Annotated in this window: 18 protein-coding genes; 1 reads left to right on the top strand and 17 read right to left on the bottom strand. The window is 39.4% G+C overall.

All coding sequences use genetic code 11. The features are described from left to right. Positions 1 to 116 precede the first annotated feature (116 nt). The 15 genes from DW896_RS13390 to DW896_RS13320 form a co-directional block, all read right to left on the bottom strand. Positions 117 to 482, bottom strand: a complete 366-nt coding sequence (locus tag DW896_RS13390; RefSeq protein WP_005823632.1) for a hypothetical protein — start codon at positions 480 to 482, stop codon at positions 117 to 119. Positions 483 to 673: 191 nt separating this feature from the next. Next, positions 674 to 3,229 carry a GH116 family glycosyl hydrolase gene (locus DW896_RS13385; RefSeq protein WP_009037077.1) on the bottom strand — a complete coding sequence of 852 codons (2,556 nt, stop codon included), beginning with the start codon at positions 3,227 to 3,229 and terminating at the stop codon, positions 674 to 676. Positions 3,230 to 3,254: 25 nt separating this feature from the next. After that, positions 3,255 to 5,072: a family 20 glycosylhydrolase gene (locus tag DW896_RS13380; RefSeq protein ID WP_005823636.1), complete on the bottom strand. Its 1,818-nt coding sequence runs from the start codon at positions 5,070 to 5,072 to the stop codon at positions 3,255 to 3,257. Beyond that, on the bottom strand, positions 5,065 to 7,674 hold the full coding sequence (locus tag DW896_RS13375; RefSeq protein ID WP_034528813.1) for a glycoside hydrolase family 3 N-terminal domain-containing protein: 2,610 nt from the start codon (positions 7,672 to 7,674) through the stop codon (positions 5,065 to 5,067). The genes DW896_RS13380 and DW896_RS13375 overlap by 8 nt, the downstream gene beginning before the upstream one ends. Positions 7,675 to 7,711: 37 nt before the next feature. Beyond that, positions 7,712 to 8,902, bottom strand: a complete 1,191-nt coding sequence (locus DW896_RS13370; RefSeq protein ID WP_005823641.1) for a glycoside hydrolase family 172 protein — start codon at positions 8,900 to 8,902, stop codon at positions 7,712 to 7,714. Positions 8,903 to 8,917: 15 nt separating this feature from the next. Then, positions 8,918 to 10,114 carry a sialidase family protein gene (locus tag DW896_RS13365; RefSeq protein ID WP_005823642.1) on the bottom strand — a complete coding sequence of 399 codons (1,197 nt, stop codon included), beginning with the start codon at positions 10,112 to 10,114 and terminating at the stop codon, positions 8,918 to 8,920. 83 nt (positions 10,115 to 10,197) lie between these two features. After that, the gene (locus tag DW896_RS13360) at positions 10,198 to 11,688 is read right to left on the bottom strand and encodes a RagB/SusD family nutrient uptake outer membrane protein (protein ID WP_005823643.1); all 1,491 of its coding nucleotides are present in this window, start codon (positions 11,686 to 11,688) and stop codon (positions 10,198 to 10,200) included. A gap of 12 nt (positions 11,689 to 11,700) precedes the next feature. Next, positions 11,701 to 14,952 carry a TonB-dependent receptor gene (locus DW896_RS13355; protein ID WP_009037081.1) on the bottom strand — a complete coding sequence of 1,084 codons (3,252 nt, stop codon included), beginning with the start codon at positions 14,950 to 14,952 and terminating at the stop codon, positions 11,701 to 11,703. Positions 14,953 to 15,041: 89 nt separating this feature from the next. Next, positions 15,042 to 17,603, bottom strand: a complete 2,562-nt coding sequence (locus DW896_RS13350; protein WP_008665498.1) for a GH116 family glycosyl hydrolase — start codon at positions 17,601 to 17,603, stop codon at positions 15,042 to 15,044. Positions 17,604 to 17,630: 27 nt separating this feature from the next. After that, on the bottom strand, positions 17,631 to 19,040 hold the full coding sequence (locus DW896_RS13345) for a sugar porter family MFS transporter (protein ID WP_008665500.1): 1,410 nt from the start codon (positions 19,038 to 19,040) through the stop codon (positions 17,631 to 17,633). A 14-nt stretch (positions 19,041 to 19,054) separates the two neighbouring features. Then, the gene (locus tag DW896_RS13340; RefSeq protein ID WP_005823648.1) at positions 19,055 to 19,840 is read right to left on the bottom strand and encodes a glucose-6-phosphate isomerase family protein; all 786 of its coding nucleotides are present in this window, start codon (positions 19,838 to 19,840) and stop codon (positions 19,055 to 19,057) included. Continuing rightward, on the bottom strand, positions 19,833 to 21,596 hold the full coding sequence (locus DW896_RS13335) for a class I mannose-6-phosphate isomerase (RefSeq protein WP_016272607.1): 1,764 nt from the start codon (positions 21,594 to 21,596) through the stop codon (positions 19,833 to 19,835). The genes DW896_RS13340 and DW896_RS13335 overlap by 8 nt, the downstream gene beginning before the upstream one ends. Next, the gene (locus DW896_RS13330) at positions 21,580 to 22,539 is read right to left on the bottom strand and encodes an ROK family protein (protein WP_005823650.1); all 960 of its coding nucleotides are present in this window, start codon (positions 22,537 to 22,539) and stop codon (positions 21,580 to 21,582) included. Before DW896_RS13330 ends, DW896_RS13335 begins: the two co-directional genes overlap by 17 nt. Beyond that, positions 22,536 to 23,099: a glucose-6-phosphate isomerase family protein gene (locus tag DW896_RS13325; protein WP_009037083.1), complete on the bottom strand. Its 564-nt coding sequence runs from the start codon at positions 23,097 to 23,099 to the stop codon at positions 22,536 to 22,538. The genes DW896_RS13330 and DW896_RS13325 overlap by 4 nt, the downstream gene beginning before the upstream one ends. 182 nt (positions 23,100 to 23,281) lie before the next feature. Next, positions 23,282 to 24,166 (bottom strand): AraC family transcriptional regulator, encoded by an 885-nt coding sequence (locus DW896_RS13320; protein WP_009037084.1) that lies wholly within the window; start codon positions 24,164 to 24,166, stop codon positions 23,282 to 23,284. A 187-nt stretch (positions 24,167 to 24,353) separates the two neighbouring features. Here DW896_RS13320 and DW896_RS13315 point away from each other — a divergent pair, with 187 nt between their 5' ends. Continuing rightward, entirely contained in the window at positions 24,354 to 25,244 is an 891-nt protein-coding gene (locus DW896_RS13315) for a YitT family protein (protein WP_119993344.1), read from the top strand. Here the strand turns inward: DW896_RS13315 and DW896_RS13310 are convergent. Further along, on the bottom strand, positions 25,231 to 25,890 hold the full coding sequence (locus DW896_RS13310) for a DUF3256 family protein (RefSeq protein WP_005835426.1): 660 nt from the start codon (positions 25,888 to 25,890) through the stop codon (positions 25,231 to 25,233). The two genes, DW896_RS13315 and DW896_RS13310, sit on opposite strands and share 14 nt — an antisense overlap. Further along, positions 25,887 to 26,357, bottom strand: coding sequence for a GAF domain-containing protein (locus tag DW896_RS13305; RefSeq protein ID WP_005835425.1), 471 nt, complete (start codon positions 26,355 to 26,357; stop codon positions 25,887 to 25,889). Before DW896_RS13305 ends, DW896_RS13310 begins: the two co-directional genes overlap by 4 nt. Between the last annotated feature and the right edge of the window lie 9 nt (positions 26,358 to 26,366).

Below are 26,366 nucleotides of genomic sequence, written 5' to 3'. Positions count from 1 at the left end.
TTCTAGAGATAAATAATGCGTGACACAGTTTATTTTACACTACCTGATTCGCACAGATACAAATTCCCGATATAAATTCAATCTGCGCAAATCAGTATGATCTTTGTGGCGAACTGTTATTCCAGATAAAGCGGTTCCACTACTTCCATCACATTCTCATGGAACCACTCATCCAATTTTGCCTCTACCTTATCCTTTATCTGTGGAGTGATGTATTTCTTCATTTTCTTATAAGCATAGATTGCAGCAAATCCCTTCCCTACCATAAAGACTTGTCCCAAGAGGTCTTCTATACCGGCAGGAAACACAATGGCCACCAAAGCAATCATGATATTTGTCCTTTCACTCTCTGGAGTAGAATCAGCAGTCAGGACATAATAAGCTGTCAGTACGGGACGACCAGCTGCCCGACTACCTTTCTTTATATACTCCTCTACTTTAAGACGAATCTCGTCCATAGAAAAATTCATTTTCATATTCATAATCTCCTCTTTTTATTTATTAGACGCAGAAAGATGAAGTTTGGTTGCAAAAATCTGCAAATAACATAAAAATAGTTCTGTGGAACAATCACAGCCCCACAGAACTCTCATAAAACCATCTAATCTATACATGTAAATCTTACAATACTACAAATTTCACAATTTGTATATAATCAAGAACCTTATCCAAACTATAATTGAATTTCCTTACCGGAAACGATACATTTCTGTACATCTATTACCCCATATTTCACATCTATAAACGGCTTTCCTTCCTTAAGTCCAACATTACCAAAACCCGTTTCCGTAGACAAGAATGAAGTGAAATCATCTCCAATCCGCGAATCTATATACAAAATTTTGTCTACTGCATCATAGCGTATTCCCGTAAGGCCTTCTAGCATAGCATAACTGGCCATTGCACGAGCATACCATGCTCCACACTCATATTCATTAAACGGATTACGAACACGACCATTATAACGATCACGGCAAGTTCTCACTATTTCAAGCCCTTTTTCCACTTCTCCTTCAAACATAAGATGAGCAGCCACTTGATATTCAATTCCAGTCCACACTTCGTTACTGTATACAAAAGGCAATTTTAGCTTACCACCTTTCGGCCAGGTACAAAGTAATAATCCCCCATCCTCTCCCAATGCAAAGGTGGAACGTTGAGGGTTGACATGGTTACTTAAGCTCTTTTTAAAGTTATACTTATGGACAGAAATCAAATGACTTTTTACTTTCAGACGATCGACCACCTCCGGCATTCCACATACCAATGTCATCCAAGAGCCCAATATTCCGTCAGACAAACAACCTTTACCATACTGATATTTCGGACCTTCTTCTTGTAGGATTTTTAAAGCTTCTGGCGTATAATGGGTCACAAACGATTGGGCATCAACTGGGTCTGGAGCGTCCAATCCAGTCCATTGAATGTTCTGAATAAAATACTCTCCATCAAAAAGTTTGCTCTCCAAATATGCTTTACTTTTATTCATCAATTCTTCATAACGGGAAATATCATCGCCTACCGTTTTACCCATCAAGCAAATAGCTTGTAATGCTCCTACATAAAAACTGGTAATCATCCCATTCGCGCCCCAAAACTCTATATCATACGTATTATGGTGAGGTTCTTCAACAGCTCCAACCTCTCTCGGATCCCAAGTACGGATACAATAATCCATACTTTTCTTCACAGCTGGATACATCATCTTCAGCCAATTTATATCACCCATAATTCTCCATTCACGATATACCTTCATTATACCTCCTAATTGCCCATCTGCCGCCGAATGAAAATCATGGACAGTAGGACTGATAGGCAGATTCGTACGGAACACTTGATGTCCCCTTTTATCCTGGCTCACAAAAAATTCTGTTTCACGTAATGTACGTTCTAATTTTGGGAAAAGATGAGATACAGCTTGCGCATAATTCCAAACATGCGTGCATGAACCATGACAAGAGCCCCAATTATCATGACTTCCCTCCCAATTCCACATACGCCCATCGTATTGGCGAAGTACTGTAGTAGATTTCAATATACTCAAATTAGCAGCAACAGCCTCCTTAACTTCAGGTGGAAGAGTAGAATCATAGAAAGCATCAGTGAACAACTGAGTATTCTTTTTCAATGCATCATAATTATCCAACCAGTAGTTTGCAACATCTTGTATACTGCCAAACCTACTGCTATACCAAGGGCGGTAATTCCCTTCAAAATTATTCTCATAAGTATAACAGTTACTCAATTCATCTGGACAAACTGGTGCATCAGGGATATCAGTATCTGTACGTGGGATTCCACCTATTCGTTCTTGTGAATAAGGGACATGCCAAGCCATGTACAACCTTATATTACGAGTCTCACCAGGTGCTAAAGTAAACGGCACATATAACGAAGCTCCCACTGCTCCTTCCAAGCCTGCTGGATTCTCTTCCATTCTGCCCTCTTCCAAGTTATCCCAACAAATGCTCAATGGGTCGAACCAACCTCCACGAAACCAGTTATGATTAACTACTGTCTGGGGATTGTCAGTATAAATCATAAAATCACCTTGACAGAAAGGTTCATTCTCTGTGCCTGTCTGTCTTAGAATGAATCCATTCTTTGCTGCATCTATATACGCTTTACCTCTACCCGGAGTTTGCATAAAATTCATACTATTATATGAAAAGACGGCTTGTACTTCCTCATTACTGGTATTATGAAACTCATATTCAAACCCAGCAACCGGTAGACTTGAATTATCTTCATCCGTTGGTATAAATGGATTCCAGGCAACCAGTTTCACATCTATAGGGACATTCTGATCTGCCAACTCTACCTCCGCAAAAGGGAAACGTGACTGGAAACTATACTCCTTAAACCGGGGCATTCCCCATGAGCTGCCGTCTCCACGGCTGGAATTAGGAGCACCAAATTTTTTCCATTCTGGAACCGGCCCTTCCAGAATGCGTGTACCATACTCATAACCTTTCACATGAATTGCAGCAAACATCGTTGGTTCATTGAAAACATTCGGTCTATGACGTATAGACATATTACTCAATGCTCCTGTTCCTTCAATACAGAACATGCCCGTGCCTATACCTCCTATAGGGAAAGCTATTTTACGCGTATATTCACCTATATACTTCTCATTATAGCCACGTTCAACCGCACTCTCATGATGCCAGCACCCTTGAAAAATCAGTGCACAAACTACCAGACATATTAATAAATATTTCGTCATAAATACTGTATTTATTATCATTTTTTTATTTTGTATCAGGAGCTACAACTGTATAAACAGCACTACTTCTACCGGAAGAAAGGCGGAGATAACATTTTATATTTACTCCACTGAAAGATAAAGGTAACTGCAATGTATCCGTATAGAGTTTTCCATATAAACGAGGATCGGTACCATCTGTGGTATAATATATATCAGCACCCTCTACTGACGGCTTCAAATCCACTATCGCGTTACCGCCTCTAACAATAGCTTTATCCCAACCAATCGGTTCGGGAATACGGAAAGTAACCCCTTGTCTATCCAGTTCAGCCAAACATCCCGCTAATCTTTCACGGAAATCTGCATAATTCTTCTTTTCCGCAGGTGACCAACCTATTTCTGAAAGGGCCATAGCCCGAGGATATGCCATATAGTTCACTTTATCAGGATGATGTATAAATTCTCCCCAAACATTAGCTTGTACCCCCATTATATAACCGCATTGCTCTTTTGTAAGCTTAGGCGTATAAGGTTCATAGCTGTAGATATGTTCCAACGTAACCAGTCCTCCTATATTTAAAGGCTCATTAGTATAATCCTCACTCTGATAATAATCAATATACATATAGTTATTGGGAGCCATCACCACTTTATGCCCCATTCCCGCTGCAGCAATTCCACCGTTTTCTCCTCTCCAGCTCATTACAGCAGCATTCGGTGCCAGACCACCTTCTAAGATTTCATCCCAACCAATGATTTTTCGCCCCTTCCCCGTTACAAATTCATCCAAATGATGGATGAAGTAACTTTGTAATTCATGTTCATCTTTCAATTTATTTTCCTTAATGCGTCGTTGACACTTCGGACATTCTTTCCAACGTCTTTTAGGTGCCTCATCACCGCCTATATGAATATACTCACCGGGAAACAAATCTATCACCTCAGATAAAACATCTTCTACAAACCGATAGGTTTTATCATTACCGAGACAAAGAACTTCCTCCTTAATACCCCAAGTTTCCGGTATCCGAAATGGTCCGCCCGTGCAAGACAGCTCCGGATATGTAGCTAAAACAGACATTGTATGTCCTGGTAAATCGATCTCCGGAACAATAGTGATGTACCTATCTGCCGCATATTGGATAATCTCCTTAATCTGCTCCTGAGTATAGAATCCTCCATGTGGAATACGATCTTGTTCTGTCGGATTATGCCCCCACTGAGTACTATTACGCCATGCCCCAATTTTGGTCAATTCTGGATACTTTTTTATTTCAATACGCCACCCGGCATCTTCTGTCAAATGCCAATGGAATCTATTTATTTTATAACGAGCCATTAAATCTATATACTCTTTTACATATTCCACTGAGTAAAAATAACGTGCAACATCCAACATCAAACCACGATAACCAAAACGGGGTTCATCATTTATCATAATATACGGAAGCTGTATGCATCCATTTCCCTTATCAACAAGTAACTGCTGCAATGTCTGAATTCCATAAAATATTCCAGCTTCACTTCCCTTGATTGTTACTCCCTTATCATCCACAACTAATGAATATGCCTCTAAAGGCATTTTCTTGTCTATCTGCAAATGAATGGCATTCTTTCCTTTCGATCCTTTCTTCAAAGTCACCCCAAACCGTCCATCTAAATAATTATTAAAGAGACTGACTGTTTTGGTAAGCGCATCATTACTGTAATTTATACGTGTATCGGCAGATACATCCCAAGAACCTTCTCCCATCACCATTTCTTTTGGCATAGGAATTACTGACTGTGCATTACAAGGTAACGTACCGAGAATAATACATATTACCAATATGTATTCCCATCTGATTTCGTGTTTAATCATGACTGTAATTCAATTTTATATCTATATCCTTTTGTTTATTCACCTTGATATTTACTGTCTCGAATCCTTTGGCAGAAATCGTTAGCACATCGTTTTCTACAGTCAGAATGGAATATCTTCCGCCTTCCTTACTTATAACCGTTCTACCAGAATAATTAGATTTGATTTCAATTCCACTTATAGGGGTTGCTTGTACATCTCTGACACAACCAGCAACCTTTATCTTTCTTCCTGGATTCTTCACAATTTCATCCATGCAGAAGTCGTTATGACCAAGACTATTACTAGTCACCGGCTGTCTGCCAACAAAGATTGTCCTTCGTAATCTGATATCATCTGAGGCTGTTCCTATCTGTATTTCATACTCCCCTTCTTCTACTACTTTTTTCATGCTCAAATCATATAAGGCCAATTCTTGTATTGGTAGCTTCAAAACAACTGTCTGCATTTCGCCTGGTTGTAAGAATGGTTTTGAGAATGCCTTCAGTTGCTTGACTGGAGTCACAACCGAACTGACCACATCTCGAACATAAAGCTGTACTACCTCCTTTCCCGCTACACTACCCGTATTCTTCAAAGATACACTGACAATCAAGGTATCAGATGGATGTAATAACTCTGCAGAATAATGAGCATTCAAATACTCAAATGTAGTATAACTCAATCCATGCCCAAAAGACCATAACGGAGCTGGTGAAGAAAAAACATAATCACGTCCAGGTTCATTTGGTCTACCAGGACGACGATAGAATCCTTTGTCCGTTGGCAAATGATTATAAAAAACCGGTAAATGTCCTACGCTCTGCGGAAACGAGAATGGAAGTTTGGCTGAAGGATTAATATTTCCCAATAACATATCAGCTATTGCATCTCCAGCTTTCTCACCACCGTACCATTGTACAACTATGGCTGGAATATGTTCTTTTATCCAAGAAATAGAAAAAGGCTTACCTGTAACCAATACAACTATAACTGGTTTTCCTATTGCATAGATTTCTTCCACCAATTCTTCTTGTACACCTGTCAGATCCAGAGAAGAGAGGTCAAACCCCTCCCCACATGTAGCATCTGAATAGTCACGTGCCAGTGAAGCACTAGAAGAACCAACAAATACAACAGCCATGTCACTCGCTTTTACAGCAGCTACAGCTTCATCAAATCCGGATTTATTATCTGTAATAAGATCACATCCTGCCGCATAATTTATTTTTATCTTATTTCCAACCCGTTTCTTTAGGCCTTCAAGTGGAGTAACCCCATCTTTATTACTCCGGCTCCATGTATAATCCCCGAACTGTACTTGATTAGCATTCGGCCCAATCACTGCTAATGATTTTATTTTATTCAAATTTAAGGGTAAAAGAGTATTTTCATTCTTCAATAAAACAATCGATTCATCAGCCACTCTGCGCGATAGCTCCACCGCTTCTTTAGTACGCATGGCTACTCCCGGCATGTCAGCGCCCTGATATGGATTCTCGAACAATCCTAATTCAAATTTAACACGTAAGATACGTCCAACAGCCAAATCCACATATTTTTCATCAAACCTGCCTTGCTCTATCAATTGCTCCAAAGCCCAATAGCAATTACTGGAAGCTTCCAAGTCCACCCCCGCAGTCAAGGCTTGGATAGCCGCTTCACTATCATCCTTAGCTGTATGCTGAAAATCCTTCAACATAGCCACTGCCCCCCAATCGGAATATACATATCCTTTGAATCCCCATTCATTGCGTAAAATATTCGTCAGTAAATAAGAAGAAGCAGAATTAGGGATGCCATTCCAAGAATTATAGGAGGTCATCACCGCCTTCACTTCCGTATTCCGAACAGCCATCTCATACGGCTTGATATGGATATTACGTATATCCCGTTCTCCACTCTCAACTGAAGCCAAGTTCAGCCCTCCCAAAGGAGCTCCTCCCGGTCCAAAAGGTTTCAACATTGGAGATATTCCTCCGTCAATATAACCTTTCACTTGTGCAATCCCCATCTGTCCCACTAGCCAAGGATCTTCACCAAACGATTCCTCAACACGCCCCCATCGCAAATCCCGAACAACATCCAATCCTGGTGAAAGAGTCTGAATTACCCCTTGGGACCTTAATTCTGTAGCAATTGCTTTAGTCATCTGATAAGCCAAATCTAAATTAAAAGTACTACCAACGGCTACAGATTGAGGAAAAATGGTAGAACCATCATGTACCGAGCCATGTAAAGACTCAGTTACTGTAAAAACTGGGATTCCCAAGCGTGTCTCTTCAACCATATATTTCTGAATTGCATGAAATGCTTTCCGCACATTTTCACCAGTAAGATTGAATCCCTCAATACAGCCGTAACTAATATCACCAGCTGCATCTCTTAATTTTTGGTAATCCACCTCTTGACCATTGTATAATTGATAACCATGCAAATGACTTAATTGTGCTATTTTTTCTCGTAATGTCATTCTGCCCAATAAATCTGTAACCCGTCGTTCAACAGACATACTAGAATCCTTGTACACCGGAATGCATTGAGCCATGGAATCTACGGCAATAAGAACCGACAATATAAAAGGTAATAACCATTTTTTCAAAATCCTATCTTCAAGTAACATATTTCAGTAATTCAAAAAGTAAATATAAATATCAATCTTATGGTATAGCTTGATGGTCTGTATCACGCATTCTATACCAATCAACCAACTTTTCTTTCTCTGGTAATTTGAACGCCAGAGGTACAGCTTTGTCTTGATACCAGAAAGCCGCCGAAGAGAATTTAAAGGGCCGGGTCTGCTCCGGTTTACGGGGATTTATAAAATCAAAAATAAAACTTTCATTGAAACAGATTGCATCTTGCTCATGATAACGATACATACTCACCATCGAACGGAGCGGATCCTTTATAGGAACTCCATGCAACTCTCCACAGAATTCACCTTCCCTAAAATACCAGCCACCATTAAAATAATCTTCAAGTCCAGAACCAACTATAGTCGGTACACTTTTGTCTTCCGTATCGATATAAATAAACTCGGGTGCTTCCAAATATCCCAAGTAGTTTGGAAGCCAACTCTGCATGGACAAGGAACAGCCAATAAAATGTCCATGTCCTTTAGTCTGCAATATGGTTAATGGTTCATAACCAGGATTGGTACCAGCATTATATAAACAATGGAATCGTCCCATACCCTCAGGTAAACTCTCCAATTGATCATAATTGGCATTTAAGAAAACGCTTGTAGTCAAACGGTGATGAAGATTTTCCACTTCTATCCTTACCTTTTTAAATGGCATCGGAAAATAACAATAGAAACCTCCACTGGACATACCTATATATTTGGACATATAATGCTTATATTCACAATGCCCTATACCAAAGAAGTCACCAATCGGACATTCTACAGAAGGATAGTCCTCACCATCCCAATAAATACGCAAAATCAGCATTTTCAAAATAGTAGGATCAGGCCACCGCTCCTTACTTAAATCCCAATTTTCCCAAAACCAACCATTAATAGTAAACCACATACGGGTAATTACACCAGGAGAAGTGTGATCTACCAGTACAGATTTCTCACCCGGTCCAACCAAATGGGCTTTAATCTTAGTATTCAAGTCAAAAGTCGTAAACTGACGAGATACAGCGTTACGCATAGTATGGATAGATGTAAAAGCAGAGGTTTGAATGTCTCTCCGTTCTTTCTTGATGGGATTCAATGCATGCCCTACACCAGGTAATGCTGCCAATCCTACGGCACCTGCCATAGTAGCCAATGCTTTACGACGAGACATCTTTTGAGGGCTGGAATCCATATTGCCCGGAATTTGTTTTCTCTTCATCATATTATGTATTAACAATTATCCTTGCGGTTCAATCTCTAAAATAGAGCCTTGTATATGTCTAGTACCTTTGGCTCTGTCAAAGTTTATATAGTATACCACCAATACCCTCTTCTCATCCAGCTGTACAGCCCATGTATATCCGACATCTCCATCATCCGCATCATCTCTTATGATAATCTCAGGAGCCGTGGCAAAATCTGTACATTCTGCATTAAGAATTCTGGCTCTAACTCCACAAGGTTCATGACGATAACCATATGTCAACAAAACTCTATTGTCTGGCAGCCTCATTGCCTGGAGAGGATGTCCTTTGAACCCCATACTTTTCCATTCACCAAATGTTTTCCCACCATCTATGGACCGTGCAATACAAGCTTGGTCACCAAACGCTTCCGAACGCATAAAAGCAATCAAATCCCCATTAGGCGTTTCATACATGGAAGTCTCATTAAACGAGACCTTTTTATCTTTAGCAATTTTCGTACCGTATTCCCATGTTTTTCCTTTATCTTTGGATATAAGCAAATAGACCGACGTATTTCTTAAAGCTTCTGTATCAGAAGCTACTACTGCCCAAAAAATACGTCCATCTTTTCCTTCATACAAAGCGCCACGATTATAAGCCGGCAATTTACCTCCCAATCCACTATAATTTATTTCAGACGGAACGCTACAAGGTATAATCAAATCATTCCAAGTTCTACCATCATCATAAGAACGGAGCAAATATCCTCCTGCAAAAACAGCGTCTGTATTCTGTACGAACGGTTTCTTAAGAACAGCTAAACCATCCGGACGAATAAATGTCCACAAATAACTAGCACATAGCAGTGTTCCATCTTTCAACTTCAACAAACATGGATCTTGTGAGCCTCCAAACGGATGGGCATAAAGCAGTTCCGGTTCCTTGGTCCAATGTTCGCCATCTTTGGATCTCACTACTACCAGATAACTATTCGGGTCCAAATGATTATTCTTCTTCTCCTTAAAGACTTTACGGTCTGGAGCTCTTCTGAACGATACCAGTATCTCTCCATTCGATAATTTTACAGCTGAAGGAAAAGCGGAGTAAAACATGGTATCCTTATATATTATTACATCCTTTATTTTCTTGACACCTGGTATCAAAACGTCATTCTGTTGAGCAAATAATGTTGTCGCAGAACACAAGTGGACAAGCAGACAATAAAAGAGAAATATAGACTTTTTCATATATAATTTTATTATGTTCGTTTATCAATCTTTCCAATATGCTGTAAAGTTACAACATATTGGAAAGATTTCAATAATATACTTTATTTATCCCAACCAGGATTTTGAGTAACTTTCGGCTCCACGCTTATTGTTGACAAAGGAATGGGGAACAGCATCATATAATCTTCCCCCTTATGCTCTCTCAAAGAAGGAACCAAATCAAAGGCTTTGTCAAAACGTACCAAATCCCACCACCTTTTACCTTCAAAAGCCAATTCTAAAAGTCTTTCTTTCAAGATAGCTGCATCATTCGCCTCTTTTGTGCTATTCACATAAATATGCTCTTCATACTTGTCTTTATATGCACGTTTCCTGACCTCATTAATTTCTGCAGAAGGATCTTGTCCCAAAGCATTTTTAGCCTCAGCCTTCATTAATAAAATATCAGCATAACGGTACAATATGATATCATCTGCAAAAATACGATCACCATCTCGCACCAAGCCTTTACCTTTTAATACTACACTAACATAAAATTTATTTTCTCCAGTTTCCTGATCTTTAGAATAAATCTCAAGAAAAGAAGCATTTTTTCGAGTATCATCTTCTGTATATTGCTTTCTATACTCGTCCGAAGCTACTATAATACCTTGTCCCGGCCCTATCGGATAAACTATATCCTTTACCTCTTGAGGAGCATCTCCAGGAACAGCACTCGCATGTATCCACATATATCTGAAATAGTTAATACCAGATTCCAAATCCTGAAATCTAACACTCATCAAGATTTCATCATTACCCTTATTATCATAAGCAAATACATCAGCAAAATCCGGCTGTAAACGAAGCTTATCCGTTTTAATTGAATTCAAAGCATTTAATGCAGTTTCAATATCACTGCTTCCACCATTCATTTTTTTTCCACTCCAAAGATATACTTCAGCTTTCAAAGCCAATGTTGCCGGTTTTGACCACATAGCTCTTTGATCACCGAAATTGTCATCCGGATATAAAGACAAAGCTTTCTCCAAATCATCTTTTATCAGTTGGAAAACTTCCGTTTGGGGTCTTCTTTCTTTATAAAGGACTTCTGAATTTGTGTTTTCAATAGGATCTGTATGGATTATCAAATCCCCCCATGTACGAGTCATCACAAAATACATGAAAGCCCTCATTGTATAAGCTTGAGCCAACATTTTATTGCGGGAAGTCTCGTTATTAAAAGTCACATTGGGAGCATACTTTAAAAGAAGATTGCATGAATTGACTATCTGATAATAACGTATCCAGGATATAGGCATATTAGCTTGTGTCAACGTATTATAATAATAAATATCATATCCGCCATATCCACCGATACCTACAGTCAGTATTTCGCTACGCGCTTCCCCCAATATATACAAATCATGTTCAGCAGCTCCTCGTAACTGGACATAAATACCATTTAACGCACCCTTCACGTCATCTTCTGTCTGCCAGAAAGATTCATTCGTTATAAAGCTTATTGGCTTAAGGTCTAGTGCATCACAAGAAGCAAATGTCAGGACCATAAACAAAGCTATTGTACTATTTATTATATTTCTAATTTTCATAACTTTACTTTATTAAAATGATACATTTGCACTAAAAATAATATTTCTCGGCATAGCATATCTACCATTATCCTGTCCACCTTCTTCTGGATTAAGACCAGAATATTTAGTAAAATAGTGCAGATTATTTCCCGTAACCGTAAACCGAAGTCCGCTTAAACGAATCTTTTGTATGATATTTGCAGGAACTGTATAACTTAAAGAAACTTCTCTAATGGCTAGAAAATCTCCTGATTCATGATACAAAGAGCTACCTCGGATAGCATTCTGCTGTCCACGATCACCATGCCAATAGAATCTCGGCATGTCCGCTTTGTCACCTTGTTCTTTCCAGGAGCGATTTACGACATCTTTCGTCATATTATTATCACCCTGCCAATTATAATCCAAAAAGCCTTTGGCAAAATTATATATGGTATGACCCAATGTAAAATCAAGTCTGCAATACAAATCGAACCCTTTATAAGATAGAGAAGTATTAATACCCCCAGTCCAATCCGGATAAATATTACCAACATATACACGGTCTTTACTGTCAATCACACCATTACCATCAGTATCTTGCCACTTTGCATCACCACCATATTTGGTTTTATCAGGGACTGTAATAACATTATCTATCGGCTCATTAGCATTCTGTGCTTCCTCATCAGTAGAATATACACCTATCATCTTATAGGCAAACAAATCTCCAATTCGTCCTCCTTCCTGTAAACCACCTTGCCAAGTATGTTTACCCAGTTTAGCATCCCAAATGTACTCACCACCAATCCGATTATTTTCAACCCCATTATCTGGCAGCTTCAATATTTTATTGGTCACCTTCGAGGCATTAAAACCTAATGACCATTGAATAGAACTGGATACCGGTAATATTCTTGCATTCATTTCCAACTCAATACCTCTATTTTGTAAACGCCCTAAATTAGTGAAAATAGAGCCAAAGCCTGTAGAATGAGGTAAAGTGCGATTTGTCAGCAAATTATCTGTGGTACGATTGAAATAATCAAAGATAAAGTTTAACCGATTATTAAAAAAGGAAATATCAGTACCGATATCAAATGTCTTAGACTCCTCCCAACTCAAGTCTTGATTTGCCATAGTTCCCATAGTGATACCTGCATTACCTAAATATTTAGATCCTACACTATAACTACCTTGAGCCGTATAATCCCCCAAGCCTGAAATATTACCATTTACTCCATAGCTGGCACGCAATTTCAGACGCATTAGATTCTCAGGCATAAATGACCAGAACTTTTCTTTATCCACATGCCACCCTAATGACACGCCAGGAAAAAATCCCCATTTGTTGTTCGTACCCAAATTGGAAGCACCGTCATATCTTGCAGATACAGAAATCAAATATTTATCCTTATAATCATACCCTATACGAGCAAAAATACCTTGTATAGATCGCTCTGTAATAGAACTACTCACACTTACAGGAACACTTGAGGCATTCAAAGTAGGAATCAAATCAGTAGAAGCACCTCTACCAGCAGCTGCTAAACGGGCCTCTTTCCTAAAATAATAAGCATAACCAGCTGTTACATTCAAATTGTGTTTTTCATTGAAAGATTTAACATAGTTGAATACAGCATCTGCCTGATATTGCCGCCATTTGTAAGTATCAGCATTTGCATTTCTTGTAGTTATATAATCTCTCGGTCCATTCCAAAAAGCATCCCAAAAAGTATAGTTATTACTGTTCACTTCAAATAAAGAAAGAGCTGGTTTGAAAGACAATCCTGGCAATATAGTCCAATCTGCATCTACTCCTATTGATAAATTCTGATAGTCATACTCTCTTTGTGCCTTGTTCATATGATATACAGCATTTCCCAGATACTGGGCAGCTCCTGGAGCCAGACTACCATCTTCAAATCTGAATTTAGTGGTAGGTGAGGCAGCCGGTGAACGATAGAATGTTGCATCTGCAGCTAATGGAGAACCATACGTAAACGAGTTTGAATAAGTAGTTCTAGCTGAAATTTTCAAATTATCCCGTGCTTGCAAAGAACCATTCAAACTAAAATTATACCGTTTATATGAAGTTGTAATAACAGTTCCTTCATTAGTCATATACCCTAATCCCATATTAAAGGTAGCCTTTTCCGTTCCACCTGAAACTTCAATATGGTGATTATGAGAAAAACCAGTACGATAAATTTTATCCTGAAAATCAGTATCTGAGTATAACAATGTCTTACTCGGATCTACTGGATCTGGCATTGATTTCCACCCTTGATCTAATTTATAGCGATTCTCATCAGTCAAGTATTGAGTAGAGAAGGCAGTATTATTAGTCAGATCATTTCCTGTTCCATAACCTAAATGTCCTATCAATCTTTGTTCGGTAGCTTTTCCAAATTTCGCTGGTGAAATCATACCTTTCCTCATAAGGGTCAAAAATTCTTCAGCATTGGCAAATTCATATTTTTTACCAATATCAGAAATTGTCAGATTATATCTATATTCAACTCTGGTTTTACCGGCCTTCCCCTTTTTAGTAGTAACAATTACAACACCATTTGAACCTTGGGCTCCATAAATAGAAGTAGCAGCAGCATCTTTCAGAATTTGGATGGATTCAATATCTTCCGAAGCTATATGAACCATATTCGCCCTCATAACACCATCAATAATATATAGTGGAGTAGCACCATTAGGATTATTAATGGAAGTACCACCACGGACTATAATACGAGGTTCTGCACCTGGTTGCCCTGAAATACTTTGCACACGTACACCAGACACTGTACCTTGTAAGGCTGAAGCTGCATTTGCATAGGGTACATTCTTCAAAGCCTCTTTATCAAGCTTGGTCACAGATGTCGTAATCTTCTCACGAGACTGAGAACCATACCCAATGACTACAACTTCCTCCATTTGGGTGGCATCCTCTACCATCACTATTTTATAGTTACTCTTATTGGCAGATACCTCTTGAGTTTTCATTCCCAAATAAGAAAATAACAAGGCACGACTATCAACTGGAATACTAAAACTAAAATTTCCATCCAAATCAGTAACAACACCTAATGAAGTTCCTTTAACTTGTACAGCTACCCCCACCAATGGTTGTCCATATTCATCCATCACATTTCCTTTTACTGTTTTCTTTTCTGATTGATTAGTGGATAATACAGACGGAGTATCTTCCGATGCATATACACTTCCCACACTCAAAACAGTAAAAAGGAAAATATAAAATGCCCAATGTAATATCCTGCTATTAGATTTAATGTCTATTGTTTTCATTTTTTTTGATTATTTGTGTTTCAAACTATTATTAGATTCACCACTGTATAATTACTTTCTTCTTATTTCCATTATTCCTCCTTTCTCTATCAATTAACAAAATCTGTTTCTATGTCAGAAACAAAGCACTTTTTCACATCAATCTTCCCATATTTCACCTCAATGAAAGGTTTACCATCTTTTAGACCAACATTACCAAAACCTGTTTCCGTCGACAAAAAAGACGTAAAATCATCACCTATCCTTGAATCAATATATAAAGTAGAATCCACTGCATCATACTGTATTCCAGTCAAAGCTTGGAGCATAGCATAACTAGACATTGCACGGGCATACCATGCCCCACATTCATATTCATTAAATGGGTTACGTACTCTTCCATCATACCGATCACGACAAGTACGGACAATATCAAGTCCTTTCTCAACCTCACCTTCAAACATCAAATGAGAAGCCACTTGATATTCAATACCTGTCCATACCTCATTGGAGTAAACAAAAGGAAGTTGTAACTTTCCTCCTTTGGGCCATGAACATAATAATAAGCCTCCTTCATCACCTAAAGCAAAAGTCGAGCGCTGAGGATTTACATGTTTTCTGAGATTCCTCTTTAAATTATATTTATGAACAGACAATAAATGACTTAATATTTTCTTTCTATCTATAGCCTCGTCCAGTCCACAGACCAAAGAAAGCCATGCTCCTACTACTCCATCAGATAAACAGCCTTTTCCGTATTGATATTTCGGCCCTTCCTTTTCCAATAAATCCAAACCCTCTTTCGAATAATTAGAATTGACAGACTGTACTTTCGTCGGATCAGAAGCCTGCAACTCCTTCCAACGAATATTTTGAATAAAATATTCACCGTCGTACAATTGATTTTCCATGTAGTCAATACTCTTATCTAGCAACTCTCTATATTCTGTCATATCTTTCTCCAAATGTTCACCCATAGCAACAAATGCTTGTAATGCGCCAGTATAGTAACTATTAATCATACCACTAGGCCCCCAAAATTCAATGTCATAAGTATTATGATGAGGTTCCTCTATAACACCTTTCCTTTTAGGATCCCACGTATTAATGCAATAATCAAGACTATTCTGTACGTATGAATAAATCAACTTCAACCATTCGTCATTACCATATATATGCCAATCACGGTATACTTTCATAATACCACCTAACTGCCCATCAGCTGCTGCATGAAAATTATGTCTGATGGGTCGGATAGGAAGTGCAGAGCGAAATGCTTGGTGCCCATTCTTAGCTTGACTAACAAAAAATTCCGTTTCCCTCAGTGTTCTTTCCATTTTAGGAAACAAATGAGGTATAGCTTGAGCATAATTCCAAACATGTGTACAAGAACCATAGCAAGAGCCATATTCATTACCGCAACCTTCCCAATTCCACATCCGACCATCGTATTGCCGAAAAATCGTAGGTGATTTTAATATAGTAAGATTAGCAGCAACAGCTTCAACAACTTCAGCAGGCAAAGTTGTAGCATAAAATGCATCAGTAAACAGCTCTGTTTTTTCTTTCAACGTATTATAATTTTTCATCCAATAGTCTGCGACTTCCTCTATATTTGCAAATCTACTGCTATACCAGGGACGGTATTTATCGGACAACTGAATGGAAGTATCAATATAGCCTGCGGGCTCTCCTCTTTCATTAACTACAGGTACGATAGGTACATCTACATCATCAATCGGTTCCAATCCCTCACGAACTAATGAGAAAGGAACGTACCATGCCATATATAAACGGATTGTCTTTGACTCTCCCGGTTGCAATCTAAACGGTACATACAAGGAAGCTCCGGGAGCATCCGCCATATTAGCAGGATTTTCTTTAATTACCCCACTGCTCATCTCATTCCAGCACATCGTGAATGAGTCAAAAGACCATCCTCTAAACCAACAATAATTAACCTTAGTTTCCGGTTCATCTGTAAAGATTGCAAAATCAGCCTGATGAAACGGCTGCGTTTCTGTTCCTTTCTGTGATATTATAAAACCATTTTCAATTGGCCTAATAGATGCTCCTCCATTACGAATATCTACAAAGTTCTTTGAATTATAAGAAAATATGGCTTCTACTTCTTTAGCATATTTATTTTTAAACGTATATTCAAAACCAGCAACTGGAAGCCCTGAGTTATTTTCATCTGTAGGAATAAATGGATTCCAAACCTTCATTGTCACGTCCATCTTCAGTTCATCGTCACTCATTCTCAATTTGGCAAAAGGGAATTTTACTTCAAAATCACAATCTTTAAATCGAGGTAATCCCCACGTGCCGCCGTATCCTTTTGTTGACTGTGGTTGGCCAAATTTTTTCCAATCCGGTACTTGTCCTTCCACAACAATACTACCATTATCTACCCCTTTCAAATATAATCCGGCAAACATTGTCGGTTCATTCAACATCTCAGTTTTATGCCTAATATTCATATTAGAAATTGCACCACTACCTTCTACACAAAACATTCCCGTCCCCAATCCCCCAATAGGGAAAGCAATCCTGCTCGTATACTCTCCCGTATATTTTTCATTATAATCACGTACTTCTTCCATACTGGAGCAAGAAGCCCATAAACACAAGCAGATACATAGACCTAAAAAATAAAATCCATTTTTCATATATCATTTTTTTAATGATTTATTCCTTCAACATTCTCTATTTTTTCTCCATTTCTGTTCAATCTCCTCCAATGATAACCCTTTTGTCTCCGGCAAGAATAAATACCCCCATACCAAACCCAACACGGCAATAAATCCATAAAGAAAAAATGCACCTGCCGGATTCTCAGAAGTCGTTTGTCCAACAACAATTTCGGTACCTGGTATAGAAAAAAAATCTATAATCTTAAAGAAAGTAAAGGAGACAATGCAATTAAATATCCATACAGCCAATGAACCTATCGAAGTCCCCAATCCCCGTACTTTCTGCGGAAATATCTCGGAAATGACCAACCATCCCAAAGGTCCAATACTAATTGCAAAAAATGCAACATATCCAAACATAAAAATGACCATTAACCACCTTCCGATTTCGCCCAACTGATTAGCATAAATAAAACAAGCACTAAGGCACAAAACAGAAAAGGCAATTCCTGACAGACCAATAAAATACAACTTTCGTCGTCCGATTCTATCCACTAAATAAAGAGAAATCACTGTAAATACAACATTTACAATTCCAATACCTACAGAAGCCCAAATAGCAGAGAGTGTACTTTCAAATCCTGCCATCAGGAAAATCTTCGGACTATAATAAATAACTGTGTTAATACCTACAAACTGTTGAAAAAACATAATACAAACAGCAATCATTAGAGGAGTTCTCAACCAAGGCTGCATCAAATATCGCCATCCTACCGCACTATTCCTATCTTTCTCTATTTCCACCTCCATTTGTCCAATTAAATCATTTACTGTATTTTCCGGTTCTATTTTCTGCAACACTTTCCTACATTCTTTCAACCGTCCTTTACTCAACAGCCACCGAGGTGTTTCAGGCACAAAACACATACCTACCAGTAATACCAAAGCCGGTACGACACCTGCCCAAAACATCCATCTCCAACAATCCAACTTGTTTTCATCAGCCCAAAAGGTATCTGACATGTATGAAAGTAAAATACCTATTGTAACCATTAACTGAAACATTGAAACCAGACGTCCCCTGGATTTAGCTGGAGCAATTTCTGCTATATACAATGGAACAGTAAATGATGCCACACCTATAGCTATACCAAGAAACAGACGAGAAAAAACCAAGCTCTTCAAATCCGTTGCCAGTCCTGACCATAACGCTCCCACTGCAAATATCACAGCAGAAACCAATATGATTTTTCTTCTTCCAAATATATCAGATAAACGCCCACAACATACAGCCCCCAACATAGCTCCCAACAAACCAGCTGCCGTAATCCATTCAACATCATTATTATCTATTCCCCAATCTGACTGAAGAAATGGAATCGCTCCTGAAATTACCCCAGTATCAAAGCCGAAAAGCAATCCTCCTGTTGCTACAACTGTAGCTATTAAAAATATTATATGTCTGTTTTTCATATTAAACTTATATTTTAGGGTTCAAAACTTATCCAAACTTCCTTTTTCACTGACGGATTCGGAACATATAAGAAAGTATCCGGAGCATCTTCAAAAATTTTATAAATGGATTTACCTTTCCCAATACCTAAATCATGATACTCTCTTGGAGCCTTTCTTACCAGTTCCGAAAAATGATAGTTTGTATTTCTGATCCACTTCAATCCATCACCCTCAAAAACAGGATACCATGCAATACCTTTATGACGACGAATCTCAGCATATTCAAAACCATATTCACGGTCACACCATGCACCAAACACAAGAGATTCATCTGCATTCGTACTAATGGTAGCATGTACCCAATATGGAGGGACCACCACCACATCGCCAGGCTGTGCATAAACAGCATAACACCTCCCCGGTTCATCTGTAGCCGACTCTTGCATGTAAATGACCGCCTCTCCATTCCATATCTCATAAACCTCTGGAGTGGACCATTGACTAAAAGGTGAGACCTTATGAATATGTCCCTGACTGCGAATGGGTTCCATTCCCAAACTTCCTTTGGCATAAGCCACTACTCCAAAAAGCAAATGCTGTTTTTGCAAAAGCGCTTTATGAACAGTCTTACCCACATCCATAGCTATAGAATAGACAATATCCGGTCCTTCACATTTCGGATCCAACAAACTAGACCGGATATCATCCAACCACCGGTTTTCTACTGTCGGGCCAAAAACGTCCTTACCATAAATAAAACCTAACGGATTTTCTGTTATCCCTATATCAATCCCCTTATCAAAATTATCTTTATGCATGATGTCTTACAAAAGCTTTAATTGTTCCACATTCCATTCCTTCAGACTCCCCATAAGGTTTTATTGTATATTCCTTTATGGCAGCAGGAATAATAAAAGTTTCCGCATAATGGACAACAAACGGAGAAAATTGTCCTATAGGACTTTCCACTATCACCGAACGTCCCTCAATCAGATTCAGAACATTAACACCCGACTCATTCTTATGCAAAACTTTGTCCGTGAACCAATGTCTTCTTGTTTCTATAAATTCCCATTCATGAAGTCCCGTCTTTTCTTCACGCCAAGAATCTCCTTCACCAATAACAGAGACCTTGTTTATCAGTTCTTCTTTCACCCAAGACTCCGTTCTATTCCATTGTATCACATTAGCCCCATGAGCTATATTAATCGGACGCGGTCTGCCATCCAGTCCCATCCGTCCCCAATCCCACAACTTAAATGTAAAGATGTATGGGGTTGCACTAATCTCAAGTACCATGCTATTCCTTCCCGAACAATGTACCGTACCAGCCGGAATTAAAAAATGATCATGCTTCTTTGCCGGATAAATACCTACATACTTCTCCACTTCAAATTCACCAGTCCTTTGCGATTTTTCCAATTCATCAAGCATCTCCTCCGGTTTAATATTATCCTTCAAACCCAAATATACAGTTGCCCCCTCCTTAGCATCCAAAATATAGTAGCTCTCATCCTGCGTATAATGCATCCCAAATTTCTGTTGTATATATTCAGTCAAAGGATGAACTTGTAAGCTTAGATTGCCGCCTTCTATCGTATCAAGAAAGTCAAACCGTATTGGAAACTCATCACCAAACCTGCCATACACAGCATCACCCAATAACTGTCGGGGATAAGCAAAAATCAAATCAATTGACGGTATTTCCACTTTCTCATCCCCAAAGGCCAACAACAGACTGTTTTCTTCAGGTACACAGTCAAAACACCAAGCATAATTAGGCATCGTCCGTTCTAAATCGCAAACATCTTTCATCCACTGTCCTCCCCAAGGCCCCGGATCAAAAAAGGGAACTACACGAAACGGACCATTTACCGCTTTCTCCAATCCCTCAAACATCGCTTTGCCTGTAATCATCTTAGGATGATTGCGCCGGTTCGTATCCAAAACATAATCCACCTTTGCCATCAGCATCTTTTTGTGCCTATCGCATATTCTCCAATCTACGAAAAAAGCTCTTTTATACTGCAAGGAGGTTCGTTCTTCTTTATTGTTGACACCTATATTTGATATTTCATTTTTACGGAATCTGGACTGTATCTCCCATCTTGCCATATCGGCATAAATCAACAAATCAGGATGTTCACAAAGATAGGCCGCACCAACCCCATAGACTATTACAATACCAGACTGCAAATCTTCTATCTGTTGCCGGATACCAGTAACTTTATCGAAATCAAAAAAACATTCCATTGTATACCGGGTCAGATAGCCGAATAATTCATCATCGGTAATATCAGGATAGAAAAAATCATTGATTTTCTCTTCCGGCAACATCGCACTATCCGTATGAACAAATAAAGCATTATTGAACCTACCGGCAAAAGCATTACGTATATCATTCTCAAACACTCCTTGATAGCACTCAATCGCAACCACTTTCAACGGCTTCTCCAGTACCTTCAAACGTTCACTGATACTATCGGTAATGGCAAACCAACCGGAAATACAGTCATCCGAATTATAGGACACCTGCACAAAAGGATATTTATCGTAATTAGCAGAATACTTCATCTTTTATCTTTTTTCTTAAACAATATTCCAAACCATACAAAGCTGCATAATCTCCCAAGCTAGAAACTACCACAGATACTTTTGCACTCGGAGTCCAGGCAAACTTTGACACCCGTTCCTCGATATAAGGCACTATCACTTTATGGCTATTCATGATTCCCCCTCCAAGTATCACCACTTCAGGATCATAAGCATGAATAAAATTTATAACAGCAGCTCCCCATATTTCAATGCATTCATTTCGTACCAATAACGCGTCTCTATTTCCTTGTTCCGCCAATTGGAAGATTTCTTTAAAATCATAATTCTGAGATGACATTTTAAACGAAGGAGACAGGCAAGCATGATCCTTTATAATTTTATGAAGGAAGAATGAAGAGGACAAAGCCTCCACACACCCCTTGTTTCCACAAGAGCATAACCTTCCTTTGTAATCTACTACAAAATGGCCACCCAACGAACCTGCTTGAAAGTGCTTTCCATACATTACCTCACCATTCATAATGACTCCCGATCCTATGCCCGTACCAATAGTCATCATAACAACGCTATCATATCCTCTGCCGCTCCCATATTGCCATTCTCCAATTGCTGCAAGCCGTGCGTCATTATCAATGTAAAAGGGGGCTCCCCAATGTTCATCCGCCCATCTATCCAAATCAAGCTCCACTCCATCATCATATTTTTCATTCGTAGATATAATAATGCTTTTTTTATTATTTACTAGCCCTGGAAAAGCTATACCCACTCCAAAGAGGCGCTTCACACCATTTGAATTTAGCAGGAAATCAATTGCATTTTCAATCTCCGGCAAACTTGCTGTCATATCCAAATCTTGACGAGAAGGCATTTTTACATAGTCTACCAGTTCTCCATTGCGTAAGAGACCGACTTTTGTAATGGTTCCTCCCAAATCTACAGCTATGATATACTTCATATTCATATTTCTATCAATTGGGGATTGCCATTCACACACTGTAAAGATGCAGAAAACCCGTTCTCCAAAATCACTTGATAATCATGTCCTGCGTCCGAAGGCCAACAAGCAGCGAATGACAGAACAGAATATCCTATATTTGCCACACGATGGGCCACCCCTCCAGGTATATAATGAAGACTACCCGGAAACATCCGCTCACTCCAAACCCTTCGGTTCTGATCCATCATAATCAATCTGCCTTCACCTTCCACTCCCCAATAGTACTCCCCACGATTCATATTGGCATGAAAATGTCCTTTGGTCATGAAATACTCATCACCAACCTTACCTGGATAAATTCTCGTGATTCCGAAATAGAGTCCCCCTGGCGTTCCTTCTTCAACCGGCAGATGACAAGTCACCTCATACAATAAAGTATCAGGAGACATCTGTTCATAAGCCTCACAATTATGAAAAACACCTCGTAAATCAGCCAAAGTCTTCAAACTCCTCTTCACATTTTCACCGATCAAAGAATCCTTTATAAAGAGCAAAGGCGACTCATTTGTTCTCTTATCATTCATCAGCATCATACTTTTAAAATCTTATATTGCAAAAGTACGCTGATATGGAACTCGCTCTTTCCTCTATATTTTCCGATAATTATGGTATTTTACCATTATTCGCAGCAAATGGATAAAACCTTGCAAAAAAAGTAGAAAACCAAGGCTCTAACCACCAAATATTCAATGATAAAATAGTAGAATCAAATGGCTTGTTTAGCCTTTACTCCAAACTGCTTTTGGAACTGCGACGGGGACATTCCTGTCACTTTTTTAAATTGGGATATAAAATTAGATAAGTTAGGGAATCCGACTTCCCCACTGATAGTAGAAATCTTCATTTTGTTTTCCAGTAATAGTTTTTTCGAATAACCGATACGCATTTCGTTCAGATATTCTACAAAGGTTTTCTTGGTCCTCTCCTTGAAATAACGGCAAAAAGCTGTCGGGGTCAATCCAACCAAAGTCGAAACTTCTTCCAACCTAATGGAAGTCGCAAAGTTCTTGACGAGAAACTTGTATACCTTATTAAATCTCTCAAAATCTTCTGAATTTACAGAATTCGTAAATCCCACTGAGGCCAGTAACTCATACTCAGTCGATGTGGCCATCAGCTCAAGAAGTGTTAAAAGATTCGTTACCTTCCGAACCCCTACATCATTCACCGAACTCCTTATAAACCGGGTTATCTCTAATTTCGATTTTCCGGTAAACTTCAGTCCACGCCGTGATCTCTCTATCAAATCACGAATATTATTCATTTCTGGTAATCTGATAAAATTCGGATCAAATATCTCACGTTTAAAGAACAGACAGATACACGTAGCACGCAAACCAGACTCCTTATCAAAATAAGCATCATCATTACGCCATTCATGAGGGAGATTAGGGCCAATCATACATACATCCCCCTCCTCATACTGTTCTATGCAATCCCCAACAAAACGGGTTCCTATACCTCTAGTTATATACATTATCTCTATGGCCGGATGATAATGCCAAGGTACAATGAAGTGCGGCAAGTCTTCTATATAATAATGTATATGACTGTCTATTGGGAATGGCAGATCTTGGTAAAGTGGTTTCATAGTCATCTAAGTCAATAATCACCGTTAATTATAAAAGCGAATATAGATAATTATTTTATCAAAGCAAGCTATTGTATGTTAAAACTCATAGTAACATCAAAATATAAATATCAATCTTATACTCAAACAAACAAATGATATCTTTTGTATCTTTGTCCCCGCATTTTCACAACCACATAAAATTATAATGAAAACAATAGTAAATGTTCCCTCCCGACAGAACACCATGCGCGAACTGCGGGATTATCTGATGATTGCCCTGGGTATGGTCTTATATGGTATCGGCTGGACAGTCTTCCTGCTTCCCAACGATATTACTACCGGTGGCGTACCGGGCATTGCATCCATCGTATATTTTGCCACTGGATTTCCCGTCCAATATACGTACTTCGCCATCAATTTTCTGCTTCTATTGCTTGCCCTACGTGTGTTGGGATGGAAGTTCAGCGTAAAGACAATCTTTGCCGTATTCACCCTGACCTTTTTCCTTTCCATTATCCAGAAACTGACCGAGGGTGTTATCCTCCTGCACGACCAGCCTTTCATGGCTTGTGTCATCGGTGCCTCCTTCTGCGGTAGCGGCATCGGCATCGCCTTTTCCAACAACGGCAGTACTGGCGGCACGGACATCATTGCCGCCGTAATCAACAAATACCGTGACATCACGCTGGGCAGAGTCATGTTGATATGTGACCTTATCATCATCTCGTCCAGTTACTTTGTTCTAAAAGATTGGGAAAAGGTGGTGTATGGCTACGTTACTCTATACATATGCAGCTTCGTGCTCGACCAAGTGGTGAACAGTGCCCGCCAGTCCGTACAATTCTTTATTATCAGCGATAAATATGAGGAGATAGCCAAGCACATCCAGGTATATCCCCACAGAGGTGCAACAGTCATCAACGCCTCGGGCTTCTATACGGGAAAAGAGATAAAAATGCTGTTCGTGCTGGCCAAGAAGCGGGAGTCCACCATCATTTTCCGGCTCATAAAAGACATAGACCCCAATGCCTTTGTATCACAAAGTGCAGTCATCGGAGTCTATGGAGAGGGATTCGACAGAATCAAAGTGAAGTAGAGGATTTCTCGAACTTCCCTTGATTCCAAGTATAAACAATAGGACGGCGGACAAACGGTTTCAGTTTCTCCGCCGCTTCTTTACCCATGTAATCGGTCGTGGTAAAAGTGAATGCCAACGTGGCGTCCTTCGCAGAAAGGTCCGCTTTCATCAGCAGCATGTCGGCCTGGCGACGGGCATCCTGATACTCATAGACATCCACTGTATCCGAGGCCTCAGCGATAAAATCATCCAGAACGGGCAATGCCGGCAGGTAGGACGAAGCAACCAGCTCCTTCCAGTCTGTCGTATAGAACTTGACATGGCTGTCGCAAGCCGGAGCACAAACCGTAGCAACCACACAAATCACCTTCGTACTGTCGTTAATAGGCAAGAGCTTCATCTGCCATGAACTCTGGGGCGTCATCTTCACATGTATATAGTCTGGAGAAAGCTCCGTCATTTCCGATTTACCACCAAAGCTGTTGGTCACCTCAGCTTTCATCTTACTTTCCAGAAAGTCTATAAAATCCGCACGGTTCACGGCGCTAAGCAACGGACATATAGAATCCGGCATATTCTTAAAACACGTCTTGGCTTCCTGGGCCTGCAAATACCCCCATCCGATGAAAGCCAAAATCAAAAAAGCACTCAGTTTTCTTATCATAACATTTTAATCATTTCTTCAAGGAAACGGGCATCTGTTTCATCAAAACCGCCCAAATCGTCACTGTCAATATCCAATACTCCCCACACTTCACCGTCCTCACGCTTCAGCGGAACCACGATCTCCGAACGCGACAGCGAGCTGCAGGCTATATGTCCGGGAAATGCATCCACATCGGGCACAACCAACGTCTCGTCTTTATCCCATGCCGTGCCGCAAACACCACGGCCTTTCCTGATGCGCGTACAAGCTATCGGTCCCTGGAAAGGTCCTAACACCAATTCTTCACCCTTCACCAAATAGAAGCCTACCCAAAAGAAATGGAAAGTCTCTTTCAGCGCCGCCGAAACATTCGCCAGATTGGCTATCAAGTCATCTTCACCTGCCAGCAGATTTTTCAGTTGAGGAAGCAAAGCGCGATATTTCTCTGTCTTGCTACCAGCATTTATATATAGGTCTTCTGCCATATATCTCTT

The sequence above is a fragment of the Bacteroides sp. AM41-16 genome (assembly GCF_003603495.1).
Classification (GTDB): Bacteria; Bacteroidota; Bacteroidia; order Bacteroidales; family Bacteroidaceae; genus Bacteroides; species Bacteroides uniformis.
The sequence above is the reverse complement of the archived record's forward strand: the minus strand, read 5'-3'. Positions and strand labels throughout refer to the sequence as shown.